Raw genomic sequence first — 13,286 nt, forward strand, 5'->3', positions numbered from 1 at the left:
AATAAAAAACCGCAGCCAGGCTGCGGTTTTTTATTGGGAATGCGCTTAATCTTTGTGTTGTTTGGCGCGGTCGGCGGCTTTTTTGCGCTCTTTGGCTTCGCGATGCGCTTGCGCGGTCAGCTGGGCATCATTGCCGATATGTGCTTCGCCACGGGCTTGCGCTAGCTGCATTTGTTTATGGCGTTCGCGGAAACGCTGTTGCTGGGCAGGGGTATGCTTGCCAAAGCAATGTGGGCAGCAGGCCCCAGGGATATACTGCTCGCTGGCCAGCTCTTCGTTGGAGAGCGGCATACGGCAGGCGTGGCATTGGGCATAGCTGCCTTTTTGCAGTTGATGATTTACCGCCACGCGGTCATCAAACACAAAACACTCGCCTTCCCACATCGTTTGCTCGGCAGGAACTTCTTCGAGATATTTCAAAATCCCGCCTTCCAGGTGATACACCTCGTCAAAGCCTTGCTCTTTCAGGTAGGCGGTGGATTTTTCGCAGCGGATACCCCCGGTGCAGAACATCGCGACTTTTTTATGCTTGGCCGGGTCGAGCTGGCTTTGCACATAGTCGGGAAACTCGCGGAAAGTCTCGGTTTTGGGGTTGATCGCGCCTTTGAACGTACCGATTTGCACTTCGTAATCATTGCGAGTGTCGATCAGCAGCACTTCAGGGTCGCTAATCAGCGCATTCCAGTCTTTGGGTTTCACATAAGTGCCCACTACTTTGCGCGGGTCGATTCCTTCCACCCCCATGGTGACGATTTCTTTTTTCAGCTTCACCTTGGTGCGCTGGAATGGCATCGCATCGTGATAGGAAAGTTTGTAGCCAATCGACTCCAGCCCCGGCTGGCGATCCAGCCAGGCCAGTAGCGCCTCGATGCCCGCTTGCGTGCCAGCGACCGTGCCATTAATGCCTTCGCTGGCCAGCAGCAAGGTGCCGCGAATCCCCAGCTGCAGCATTTCATCCAGCAAAGGCTGGCGCAGTGCGGCAAAGCCGGGCAGGGCAACAAATTTATACATGGCACAGACAACAACTTGCGACATCAAGCAGTACTCCCAGATCGGGCCAAAGCGACCAAACCGTATGAATTCAAAACAGGCCGCCATTATACGGACTTCTGGCCGCTTGGCGAGTCTGATCTGAGTGCAAAAAGACCTTGTTTTAACAGTGGTTTTGCCAATTTTCAGGTGAGAGGGTACTAACTTTATCCGCGATTGTGGCAAGTCTGTTGCCCACGTGCGACAAGCCGCCTGCCGCCCCGCGCGCGCCATGATGGAGCTAACCCCGGCTTGTAAGCCACGGCGTGGCTGAAATGTCGGCCCCGTAGCGCCTTGCTGGCATCTGGCGGCTGCGGGTATTAAGGTATGGCTATGTTTTCTTTTTGCCGCTTATCCTGCGCCGAATGTCCGCCCCGAAACGATTATTAATGGCTGTGTTGCAGCGCTGGCATCGCCACTGGCCGTGGTGGCTGGCGTACGCACTGGTGTTTTTGCTGCTGGGTGTGTTGGCGTTTTACGTGGTGCAAAACCGCCAAACCGAGCAAAACCGCCGCGAAGCCGCCTATGCCCAAGATCTGCTCTGGCAAGAGCAAGAGCTGCGCGTGCGTCTGCAAAGCAATCAGAATGCGCTGGAAAGCCTGGCGTATTCGCTCGCTTCCGATTCGATTGATCTGGAAGACTTTCGCGTGCGCAGCGAAGCGATTATGAAAAATAATCCGGAAATCCTCGCCATGGAATGGGTGGATGCGCAGGGGCGCTATATCGGTGGGATGCCGATTTACAGCCGCCGCCCGGATGTACTGCCGGCCTGGAGCGATGCCAAATTTCGCGAAGCCTTTGATGGTGTGGCCACGCTGGGCTATCCGCTGTTTACCAATGTGATTCAGCGCGAAGAACCGCTGATGCAGCAGATCGTGCCGATTTTCCGCTTTGCCAGCTTTGATGGTGCGCTGGTGATGACGTATAGCCTGGAGCGAATGTTGCAGCAGCGCATTCCCTGGTGGCTGGTGCAGCGCTATGAATTGCAGCTGGTCGATTCGCAAAATCGCGTGTTGGCGCCCAGCGAATTTCACCGCAAGCTCGAAGGCCCGGAAGTGCGCGAGATGGCTTTTGGCAATCTCGGCTCAGGCGTGCGCCTGATTGCCAAACCGCTGTACCCACCTCCTAGCCTGGATAACTGGGGCTGGCTGGTGCTGGTGGCGCTGTTGCTGGCTTTGCTGGTGTGGGCGCTGCATTTACTGCGTTTGCGCATGCGCGATCGGCAGCTGGCCGAGCTGGCGTTGCAGGATGAAATATCTTTTCGCTCCGCGATGGAAGACTCGCTGGTGACGGGCTTGCGGGCCATGGATAAATCAGGGCGGATTTTATATGCCAACCTGGCTTTTTCACGCATGGTGGGCTGGAGTGTGGACGAGCTACAAGGGCAGAAGTCGCCGTTCCCGTTTTGGGCGCCCGAAGCGCTGGCCCAGTGCGATGCGGCACATCGGGCGATATTGGCGGGGCAAAGCCCGGCCAATGGCTTCGAGCTGCGCTATATGCGCAAAAATGGCGAGCGCTTTGATGTACGGCTGTATTCCTCCCGCTTAATTGACGGCAAGGGCGAGCAGCGCGGCTGGATGGCGTCGATTAATGATATTACCGAGCTCAAGCGGGATCGCGAGGCCTTGCGCCAATCGCGCCAGCAACTGCGTACGGTGCTAGAAAGCTTGCCGGTGGCGGTGTGTGTCAGCGAGCTTGAGAGCGGCGAAGTGCTGTATCGCAATCGCTGGCATCAAAATTGTTTTGCGATTGAACATTTGCTGCAACAAGATAATGGCGCGCAGTTTTGCTGGGCGGTGTGGCCACGGGCTCAAGGGTATTGCCCTACCGAGCATGATATTGAAGAGCTGGATGTGCATACTGGGCGGGTGTATCAGATTGCACGGCGGGAAGTGGATTGGCTGGGGGGCCGCCGCGCCATGCTGGAAATCTGCACCGACATCACCGCGCGCAAAGAAGCCGAAGACGCCGCCCGCGAGCAAAATGAGCGGATGCAACACACGGCACGACTGGTGAATATGGGCGAACTGGCGTCCAGCCTCGCGCATGAGCTCAATCAGCCACTGGCCGCGATTTCCAGTTACAGCGCTGCCTGCGAAACCATGCTGTATAAGCCCGAGCCACCGATAGGCAAAGTGCAGGAAACCTTGGTCAAAATGACCGAGCAAGCACGCCGGGCGGGGCAGATTATCCGCGGGATTCGCCAGCTCGTTACCAAACGCAAATCCGAGCCACAGCCTTGCCAGCTGACCGAGCTGGTGGATGTGGTGTTGCCGCTCTTGGCGCCGCTGACCCAGCAATTGAAATCCAGGCTGGAGGTTGAGCTACCGCAGCCATGCCCGCTGGTGCTGGGTGATCCGGTCATGCTGGAACAGGTGATTCTCAATCTACTGAAAAACGGCCTGGAAGCCATGCAGGACACCCCGGTCAGCGAACGGATCTTGCGCCTGCAGGCCACGGTGCGGGATGAATTATTAGAAGTGCGGGTGATCGACCGCGGCTGCGGGATTGCCGATATGAATCAGCTGTTTCAGCCTTTTTACACCACCAAGCGCGAAGGCATGGGCATGGGGCTGAACATTTGCCGCTCGGTGATCGAGCAACACAAAGGCCATTTATGGGCCGAAGCTAATCCGGCGGGCGGTACGCAAATGTGCTTTCGCCTGCCTACAATCAAACCAACCGACCTAACGCTGGAGTAAAGCATGGCCGCTATCCCGATGATCGCGATTATTGATGACGATGAAGCCGTACGCGATTCTTTAAGCTTGTTACTGGAAACCGAAGGCTGGACGGCGCTGAATTACCCGTCGGCCGAAGACTTTCTCGATGAAGGCGACGCCAGCCGTTTTGCCTGCCTGATTGTCGATGTACGCATGGATGGCATGAGTGGCTTGGAGTTGTTTACCGAGCTGAAGCAAGGCAACTATCTGCCACCGGTGATTTTCCTGACCGGCCACGGCGATATCCCGATGGCGGTGGCTGCACTCAAAGATGGTGCGACCGATTTTCTACAAAAGCCCTGCGATCAGCGTGAGCTTTTGGAGCGGGTGCGCAACTGTGTAGAGCAAGATACGCTGCGCCGCGGCGCGCAAGCGCATCAGCAGAAGGTGAGCGAATTGGTGGCTGAGCTCACGCCGCGCGAGCGCGATGTACTGAAAGAAATCATGCTGGGTAAGCTCAATAAACAGATCGCCGATCGCCTCGATATCAGCACCAAAACCGTAGAGGTGCATCGGGCGCGAATTTTTATCAAGATGAAAGTGCATTCGGCCATGGAGCTGGCAGCCATGCTGAAAGAAATCCCGCTGGATGATCTGTTGACCCAATAATGGGGTATGGCTGGCTAGGCTAATCCACGTAATGCATGTAGCTAGATACCCGCAAAAAGCCCGCTACTTTAGCGGGCTTTTTCATCTTAAATCAAAGTACTAGCTCCTTTTGGGTGACAGTTTCGGGTGCTAGGTATTCAGCTTGGCATCAGGTGGATACCTTAGGGCGTCAGCCTGACGGTAAATTACCTGATTTCTTACGGAATGTAGTCTGCGTATTCTGGCTACAACCGGGCAGGAAACAAGCTCGGCATACACACATAACCTGATTGGAGATTCGAAGATGCGCAACCTGAAATGGGGTATCGTAGCCGCCAGCCTGAGCGTGGCCTTTGCCACCCAAGCCGCGGAAGTGGAAGTACTGCACTACTGGACTTCCGGCGGTGAAGCGAAAGCCGCAGCCGAGTTGAAAAAAATGATGGAAGGCAAAGGCAATAAATGGAAAGACTTTGCCGTGGCCGGTGGTGGTGGTGAAAACGCCATGACCGCGCTGAAAACCCGTGTGGTGTCGGGCAACCCGCCAGCTGCCGCCCAGATCAAAGGCCCCTCTATTCAGGAATGGGGTGATGAAGGCGTACTGGCTTCGATTGATAGCGTGGCCAAAAAAGAAGGCTGGGATAAAGTCCTGCCACCCGTCGTGTCCAACGTCATGAAATACAAAGGCCAGTATGTTGCGGCCCCAGTGAATGTGCACCGCGTGAACTGGTTGTGGGTGAACCCAGAGCTTTTGAAAAAAGCCAATGCCAAAGTGCCAACCACGTGGGATGAATTCTTCGTCACCGCAGCCGCGCTGCAAAAAGCTGGCATCCAGCCTTTGGCCTACGGTGGCCAACCTTGGCAAGACAGCACCGTATTTGAATCAGTTGCCCTTGGTGTCGGTGGCGTTGATTTCTACAAGAAAGCCTTTGTGCAGCTGGACCCAGCCACCCTGTCTGGCCCAACCATGGTGAAAGTGCTGGAAACCTATAAAAAACTCAAGCCATTCACCGATAAAAACGCCGCTGGTCGCGAGTGGAATCTGGCCACCAGCATGGTGATCAATGGCAAAGCCGCCATGCAGTTTATGGGTGACTGGGCCAAAGGCGAATTCCTTGCTGCGGGCAAAGTACCTGGCAAAGATTTCCTGTGTGTAGCCGCACCTGGCACCGCGAACGCTTTCACCTTCAATATCGACAGCTTTGCGATGTTCAAGCTGAAAAACAAAGATGCGGAAAAAGGCCAGCAAGATTTGGCCTCGACGCTGATGAGCCCCGCCTTCCAGGAAATCTTTAACCTGAACAAAGGCTCGATCCCAGCCCGCACCGATGCCCCAATGGCCAAGTTTGACGAATGTGGCCAAAAATCAGCGACTGACTTTAAAGCTTCGGCTGGTAAAGGCTCGCTGGTGCCATCATGGGCGCACGGCATGGCCATGAAATCGGCCACTCAGGGCGCGGTGTATGACGCAGTAACCCAGTTCTGGAATAACGACGGCATGAGTGCAAAAGACGCCGCCGCCAAACTGGCCCAAGCTGCGAAAACCAAATAAGCCTTAGCTGTTCATTGTTTGTTCTGACACCTGTCGGTCGCTGTCCTTAGACGGCGACCGCAGGGCCCGCCTGAGCCGGTGTTCTGTCCGGCTGCTCTTTGAGGAGTTCCCTATGGCTACGCCAAATGCTCATTACGGCTTTGCCGAGCGCTGGCTACCGCGTCTGGTGCTTGCACCGTCGTTCTTCCTCACGCTGGTGTTCCTGTATGGCTTCATCGCGTGGAATGGTTATCTGTCGTTTACTGAATCGCGCTTGCTGCCCAACTACGAGTGGGCAGGCCTCGTGCAATACCAAGCCCTGTTTGAAAACGAGCGCTGGTGGGTGGCCGTGCGCAATCTGGGCATTTTTGCCGTGCTGTTTATCGGTGGCGCGATGGCCATCGGGATTACGCTGGCGATTTTGCTCGATCAGAAAGTCCGTGGCGAAGGTGCTATCCGCACTATTTACCTTTACCCCATGGCACTGTCATTTGTGGTAACGGGTACTGCATGGAAATGGATGCTCAATCCCGGCTTGGGCCTGGAAAAACTGATGCACGATTGGGGCTTTACCAGCTTTACCTTTGATTGGCTGGTGAATTCCGATATGTCGATTTACACCGTGGTGATCGCCGGTTTGTGGCAATCGTCCGGTTTTGTAATGGCGCTGTTTCTGGCTGGCCTGCGTGGCGTGGATGATTCGATCATCAAAGCGGCGCAAATCGATGGCGCCAGCCTTCCGCGCATTTACTGGAAGATCATTCTGCCGGCCCTGCGCCCGGTGGTGTTCTCTACGCTCATGATTTTGTCGCACATTGCCATTAAGAGTTTTGATTTGGTGATGGCTTTGACGGGTGGTGGCCCTGGCTTTTCTTCCGATCTACCGGCGACATTTATGTATTCAATGGCCTTTACCCGTGGGCAGACCGGTCTGGGCGCCGCCAGCGCGATGATGATGTTGGCCACCGTAGCCGCGATTGTGGTGCCGTACCTGTACTCTGAATTAAGGAAAGATCAACATGGCTGAGACTCGATTCTGGCGCGCCGCGCTGTACGCAGCCCTGGTATTTGCCGCCCTGTATTACCTGTTGCCGCTGTATGTGATGCTGACAACCTCGGTGAAATCCATCGAGGAAATCCGCGCCGGCAATCTCTTATCCCTGCCGGCTGGCATTACCTTTGCCGCTTGGAGCAAGGCCTGGAGTACTGCATGTACCGGCGTGAGCTGTAATGGGCTATCGGGCTACTTTTGGAATTCGGTGCAGATGGTGATTCCGGCGGTGGCGATCTCCACCATGCTGGGGGCGATTAATGGCTATGTGCTGTCCAAATGGCGTTTCCGCGGCTCGGAAGTGGTGTTTGCCCTGATTCTGTTTGGTGTGTTTATGCCGTTTCAGGTCTTGCTGCTGCCTATGGCGCAAACCTTGGGGCTGTTCGGGTTGGCCAATACCACGGCTGGGCTCGTGTTTGTGCATGTGGTGTGCGGTACGGCCTCAACGACGCTGTTTTTCCGCAACTACTACGTCGGCATTCCGGATGAGCTGATCAAAGCGGCGCGCTTGGATGGCGCCGGTTTCTGGCGGATTTTCTGGCGGATTATCCTGCCGATGAGCACGCCGATCATTATGGTGACCTTGATCTGGCAATTTACTCAGATCTGGAATGACTTCCTGTTCGGCGTGGTGTTTGCCTCGGGCGACGCGCAGCCAATCACCGTGGGGCTGAACAATCTGGCCAATACCTCCACCAGTGTGAAGGAATACAACGTCGATATGGCCGCCGCCCTCATTGCCGCGCTGCCAACGATTGTGGTGTATGTGCTGGCAGGTAAGTACTTCGTACGTGGTCTAACTGCAGGTGCGGTAAAAGGCTAGGGTATCTGGCTATAAACCTTAATAAATATTGAGTTTAGCCAGATACGCCAAGGGTGTATCTGTGCAAGCAGATGGAGAAACAATTATGGGCGCTTTAGCCATCAAGAATGTCACCAAAAGTTTTGGTGATACCCACATCCTGAAAGGGATCAATATCGATATCGAAGCGGGTGAGTTTCTGATTCTGGTTGGCCCTTCGGGCTGCGGAAAATCGACGCTGATGAATATCATCGCCGGCCTGGAAAGCCCGACCAGTGGTGAGGTTTGTATCGCTGATCGTGTGGTTAACGAAGTCGCGCCCAAAGATCGTGATATCGCCATGGTGTTCCAAAGCTATGCGCTGTATCCCACCATGAATGTGCGGCAAAACATCGCCTTCGGTATGGAAACGCGCGGTGTGCCAAAGACCGAGCAAAACGAAGTGATTGCCCGCGTGGCTAAAATGCTGCAAATCGATCACTTGCTCGATCGCAAGCCCTCGGCCTTGTCAGGCGGGCAGAGGCAGCGGGTGGCGATGGGCCGCGCCTTGGCGCGTAACCCGAAGCTGTTTTTGTTTGATGAGCCGCTTTCGAATCTGGATGCCAAGCTGCGGGTCGAAATGCGGGTGGAAATCAAGCAACTGCATCAGCGGCTCAAAACCACCATTGTGTATGTGACACACGATCAGATCGAAGCGATGACGCTGGGTGACAAAATTGCGGTGATGAAAGACGGTGTGATTCAGCAGTTTGGCAGCCCCGAGGATATTTACGAGCGCCCCGCCAATCTGTTTGTGGCCGGCTTTATTGGTTCACCCTCAATGAACTTCCTGCCTTGCCATCTTGTGGAGCAAAACGGCCAGGTGGGTGTGACCTTGCAAGGTGTTGAGGCCCCCAAATTCATCGCTCTGCAAGATCGAGCCGGGCTGAAAGAGCGGGTTGGGCAGAAGGTGATTCTGGGGGTGCGACCCGAGCAATGGGACGTAGAAAACACCCCGGATGCACTGGTCTGCAAAGTAAAAATCACGGAGCCGACTGGGCCGGATACGATGATTTATAGCGAGGTCAACGGGGTGGAGATGATCGCCCGCGTACACCCACGTGCCGCTAGCGGCCCGGGCACAACACTGCCGCTGGTGCTGGATGTAAAAAAAGCGGTGTTGTTCGATCCCGAAACCGAACTGCGTATTGCCTAGTTAATTTGCCTGAGCGGGTAGCCCGTGCTGCCTGCTCATCATCCTTGGGCCCGTGCTTGCACGGGCTTTTTTTATGGCTTAGACGTAGATGCGCTGGTTACGGGGGGCACTGGCTTGGGCGGGGAGAAACCCAATCCCCTGCTGCTTCAGCAGTGAGAGGAGATCAGGCTGCAGTGGCAGCGCTGCCAGCTGCGCCAGAACATAACTAAAATCCGCTGCGAGCGGGCATTGAATCGCCAAGGCTTGCCCGTTGCGCGGATGAGTGAAGGCCAGCCCGGTGCAAGCCAGCAGCAGCCGATCGACTTCAAACGCCTCGGCAAAAGCCCGATTGTGACGGCCTTTACCATATGTACTATCGCCAATCATGGGGTGCTGTAAGTGCTTCATATGCCGGCGTAGCTGATGTTTCCGCCCGGTATGGGGCTGCAAGGCCACGAGGGCATAGCGGCTGCTGGGGTATTTATCCACCGCCCAGGGCAGCTCGAATTGTGCCAAGGTTTGAAACGCCGTTTGGGCTGCTTGCGGGGCTTTGCTGGCACCCGCTGCGAGCTCAGGGGGCTGCTCATCGGCGCGAATACTCAGTGGATGATCAATTTCGCCACTGGCCGGTGGCCAGCCACGGACTACGGCAAGGTAAGATTTTTGCACCTGCCGCGTGGCAAAGGCCTCCCCCATCCGTCGTGCCATTTCCGGATTGAGCGCAAACAGTAGCGCGCCTGAAGTGGCTTTATCCAAGCGATGGACAGGATACACATGCTGGCCCAGCTGATTGCGCAATTGCTGCAGGGCGAATTCGGTCTCGTGATAATCCAGCTCTGAGCGGTGCACCAGCAAATTGCTGGGTTTGTGAATGGCGATCAGCTCGGGATCACGATACAAAATGTCTAGCATGTGGCAGAAACGACCGGCGGTAGATTAAAAGAACTGAAAGGTCAGTGTTAATTCAGTAAAAAATGGTATGCTCAATTTGTTGAGATTTGTTGGTTTTATGCATGCTTTCTGTGAAAACCGAAGTTGTCTATAAATGTGGTCACGGTTTTTCGGCGCCGGATGCTCAGGAAGGTAAGGAGCATCTCATCGAATTGATCGAGAGTGCGCAAGATTTTATCTGCCCTTGCTGCTGTCGGGAAGAATTCCGCGTGCTAGAGCAAAAAACCGCGGCTTATGCCAACTTGCAGCAAATGTCGCCCACGATGTCGGCCTTCGTGATTGAAGTGGTGCACGCTTTAAGCCCGCTGAGCGAGATCTTGGCGCGTTGCGATTACAGTCAGCGGGCGCCTTCTCTGGATGAAACTACACCCGGCGGTGAGTTTTTTGAGCTGAGTAATGCTGTGTGGCGTAAGGAATTCTGGTTCGCCAATGACATCGATCCACGCCACGTGGTACTGCTGATGGATCACGTTAAGCAGGAAACCGACTGGCTGGCGACTTATATGCCAAGCGGTAAAGCGGCCGTGCATTTTGGCGAGTTTGCCAAATAAACGCTTTTCGATTGAGATTAAAAATAAAAAACGGCGCGAGTAGCGCCGTTTTTTATTACCTTGGCCACCTCAGCCTTCTAGCGGTTGGCCAAACAAATACTGCCAAAGCGTGCGAACCGCGCTCATGGGCTCGGCCAAAGCCGCGATGCGCTGCGCTGGCAGCTCGGTGCCGTTCAGGCGGTGCTGATGCTGTAAACGGCGTAATTCCCGGTAGGCCACTTGCGCGGCCGCAGCTGGCTCGGCGGGGAGTAAGCCGTGGCTGGCAGCTACCTGCAGCAAGGCGATATTGCCGCTATTGGCCAGCAAAGCCGGCTGGCGGTGGGCATAGGCCAAAATCAGGTATTGCACGATGAACTCCACATCCACAATGCCGCCGCGTAAATGCTTCACATCCTGCCCCTTGGCGGGGTGGGTTTCCAGCATTTTCCCGCGCATGCCCACCACTTCCTGTTGCAGTGCGGCTAGATCTCGGCTTTGCCCCAAGATGGCTTGCCGGATGGCTTCGAAAGCCTCGCCTATCGCCGTGGCGCCGGCGCTAAAGCGGGCCCGTGTTAAGGCTTGATGCTCCCACACCCAGGCCGATTGGCGCTGATAATCGGCAAAAGCCGCCACGGTGGACACCAGCAAACCAGACGTGCCATTGGGGCGCAGGCGCAAGTCAATGTCGTACAGCATACCGGCGGAGGTGAGGGTGCTGAGCCAATTGACAATCCGTTTGGCTAGCCGTGCATAAATCTCGGCGGCGGAAGGATGCTCGTCGTCGTACAAAAAGACCACGTCCAGATCCGAAGCATAGCCCAGCTCTTTGCCGCCTAATTTACCGTAGCCAATGATGGCAAAGCTCGGGGCGGCTTGGTGTTTATTCGGCAGGTCACGCCAGGCCTCTTCCAGCGTCACGGCCAGAATTAAATCTGCCAGATCGGATAAATGATCGGAGAGTTTTTCCAGTGGCAACAGGCCCGCTAAATCTTGACACACCAGCCGGAAAATCTGCGTGTGCTGAAAATGCCGCAGCGCATCCATGCGTGCTTCGGTGTCGTCGCTCAGGTCTTGCATCTCACGGCGCAGTTGCTGGCCTAGCGCGGGCCAATCGGGGGCTTGCTCGAGTAAACGAGGGTCTAATAGCTCATCCAGTAGTAACGGGTGCCGGGTGAGATAGCCGGATACCCACGGGCTGGCGCTGTACAGATCCACCAAGCGTTTGAGCGCATGCGGGTGCTCGGCCAGTAGCGCTAGATAGGATTCACGCCGGCTGACCGCCTCCAGTAAATCCAGTACCCGCATTACGGTGGCATCCGGGTTGCTGCACGCGGCGGCCGTGGTGATTAAGGCTGGTAAAATCGCTTCCAGACGGCGGCGGCTGCGCTCGGGCATTTGCCGGTATTTGCCACTCTCTTGCATGGCGCTCAGCCGGCGCTGTAGCTCGGCAGCTTGCTGATAGCCTAATTGCGTATAGCGGGGGGTATTGTCATCAGCAAAAGCATCAATCGCATCGCTAGAGCGATCCCCCTCTGGGGTATCGGCATCACTGGCTTGAAAAATCGCCCCGAAATGCTGGCTAACAATCGCCCGATGAGCGTCGAGGGCAGATTTAAATCTGCCCCAGTCGGCAAAGCCCATGCTGCTGGCGAGCCGGGCTTGATCTTCGGCCGGGGTGGGAAGCATCTGGGTTTGTGCGTCATCCAGATACATAATCCGGTGCTCAACATCGCGCAAAAACACATACGCCGCTTGCAGGGCTTGCTCGACTTCCTGTGGTAAATGGTGCTGCTCTTGCAGCGCGCGCAAAATGCCTTGGGCGGCGCGAGAGCGCAAAGTCTTATTACGCCCCCCCCGTATCAGCTGGAACACCTGACCAATAAACTCGATTTCGCGGATACCCCCGGGGCCGAGTTTCACATTGTCGAGCCGGTCTTTGCGCTCAACCTCGCGGCGGATCTGGCTATGCAGCTCGCGCATTGATTGATAGGCGCCGTAATCAAGATATTTGCGATACACAAACGGCGTTACTAACTGCATCAGGCCTTCGGCGTCGCCGGTGAGCGCGCGGCCTTTGATCCAGGCATAGCGCTCCCACTCGCGGCCTTGGGTGAGCAGATAGTTTTCCAGTGCGGCAAAGCTGCTCACCAGCGGCCCGGAATCACCAAACGGGCGCAAGCGCATATCCACCCTAAACACAAAGCCATTGGCGTCCTGCTCGCCTATCAGTTTGATAATCCGCTTGCCCAGCCCCACAAAATACTCGTGATTGCTAATCTGCCGCGGGCCACTGGTTTCGCCGTCTTCCGGGTAGATGAAAATCAGGTCGATATCCGAGGATACATTGAGCTCGCGCCCGCCGAGCTTGCCCATGCCCACTACGATCAGTTCCTGCACCGTGCCGGTCTCTTCGCCGATCGGCTGGCCATAGCGCTCGCTTGGCTGGCTGACCCAACTGACTGCGGTTTCGACGGCCACTTCGGCCAAGTCACTGACCGTGTGCATCGCCTCGGTGAGATCGGATAACTGATTGAGTTCACGCACAATTAGCCGCGCCATTACCGCCTGGCGCAAGCGGCGCAATACCAAGCCTAGCGATTCATCGCTATCCCACTGCTGGCAGGCAAGCCAAGCTTGCATCGCCGCCCGATCAAAGGGCGCTGCGTGCTCTGTGATGAGCGGGGCAAGCTGCTCGGGGTGGCAATTGAGTAGCCGTTGCAAATAGCGGCTATGCGCCAATGGGCGCTGCAACAGCGGATGCGCTAGCGTGGGTGTTTCAGATTCGGCAGCAAAGACAGTTTCAGTGGCGGGTTCAGTCATCGGGGCACCGGTTTTCAGGTTAAAATGGTAGGCCTTTTTATTTCTCCCATTACCGTATCACAGCCGGCTGCGGCGCGGGTACGGTGTCCG

General features: G+C 55.9%; 10 protein-coding genes. 7 read left to right on the plus strand and 3 right to left on the minus strand.

Annotation, left to right across the window (positions count from 1 at the left end):
* Positions 1-45: 45 nt before the first annotated feature.
* Positions 46-1,035, minus strand: a complete 990-nt coding sequence (locus tag QV747_RS01370) for a rhodanese-related sulfurtransferase (protein WP_273428176.1) — start codon at positions 1,033-1,035, stop codon at positions 46-48.
* Positions 1,036-1,418: 383 nt separating this feature from the next.
* On the opposite strand from QV747_RS01370, the gene QV747_RS01375 reads away from it, so the two are divergent.
* The 6 genes from QV747_RS01375 (at position 1,419) to QV747_RS01400 (ending at position 8,916) form a co-directional block, all read left to right on the plus strand.
* Positions 1,419-3,731 carry a PAS domain S-box protein gene (locus tag QV747_RS01375; protein ID WP_273428174.1) on the plus strand — a complete coding sequence of 771 codons (2,313 nt, stop codon included), beginning with the start codon at positions 1,419-1,421 and terminating at the stop codon, positions 3,729-3,731.
* Positions 3,732-3,734: 3 nt separating this feature from the next.
* On the plus strand, positions 3,735-4,361 hold the full coding sequence (locus tag QV747_RS01380; RefSeq protein ID WP_028448854.1) for a response regulator transcription factor: 627 nt from the start codon (positions 3,735-3,737) through the stop codon (positions 4,359-4,361).
* Between the two features lie 283 nt (positions 4,362-4,644).
* Positions 4,645-5,889 carry an ABC transporter substrate-binding protein gene (locus QV747_RS01385; protein WP_273428171.1) on the plus strand — a complete coding sequence of 415 codons (1,245 nt, stop codon included), beginning with the start codon at positions 4,645-4,647 and terminating at the stop codon, positions 5,887-5,889.
* Positions 5,890-6,001: 112 nt separating this feature from the next.
* Positions 6,002-6,895 (plus strand): carbohydrate ABC transporter permease, encoded by an 894-nt coding sequence (locus QV747_RS01390; RefSeq protein ID WP_028448856.1) that lies wholly within the window; start codon positions 6,002-6,004, stop codon positions 6,893-6,895.
* Positions 6,888-7,742 (plus strand): carbohydrate ABC transporter permease, encoded by an 855-nt coding sequence (locus tag QV747_RS01395; RefSeq protein ID WP_273428167.1) that lies wholly within the window; start codon positions 6,888-6,890, stop codon positions 7,740-7,742. Before QV747_RS01390 ends, QV747_RS01395 begins: the two co-directional genes overlap by 8 nt.
* Positions 7,743-7,827: 85 nt before the next feature.
* Positions 7,828-8,916 (plus strand): ABC transporter ATP-binding protein, encoded by a 1,089-nt coding sequence (locus tag QV747_RS01400; protein WP_273428163.1) that lies wholly within the window; start codon positions 7,828-7,830, stop codon positions 8,914-8,916.
* A 78-nt stretch (positions 8,917-8,994) separates the two neighbouring features.
* On the opposite strand, the gene QV747_RS01405 is transcribed toward QV747_RS01400, so the two are convergent.
* A complete protein-coding gene (locus QV747_RS01405) occupies positions 8,995-9,807 on the minus strand; it encodes a pseudouridine synthase (protein WP_273428161.1) in 813 nt (270 codons plus the stop codon).
* A 101-nt stretch (positions 9,808-9,908) separates the two neighbouring features.
* On the opposite strand from QV747_RS01405, the gene QV747_RS01410 reads away from it, so the two are divergent.
* Complete coding sequence (locus tag QV747_RS01410; protein WP_273428159.1) at positions 9,909-10,397, plus strand: hypothetical protein; 489 nt, start codon at positions 9,909-9,911, stop codon at positions 10,395-10,397.
* 69 nt (positions 10,398-10,466) lie between these two features.
* Here the strand turns inward: QV747_RS01410 and glnE are convergent, their stop codons facing one another.
* Positions 10,467-13,196: a bifunctional [glutamate--ammonia ligase]-adenylyl-L-tyrosine phosphorylase/[glutamate--ammonia-ligase] adenylyltransferase gene (gene glnE, locus QV747_RS01415; protein WP_273428157.1), complete on the minus strand. Its 2,730-nt coding sequence runs from the start codon at positions 13,194-13,196 to the stop codon at positions 10,467-10,469.
* Positions 13,197-13,286 lie beyond the last annotated feature (90 nt).

Origin of the sequence: uncultured Chitinibacter sp. (genome assembly GCF_945957625.1) — a bacterium.
GTDB lineage: Bacteria > Pseudomonadota > Gammaproteobacteria > Burkholderiales > Chitinibacteraceae > Chitinibacter > Chitinibacter tainanensis.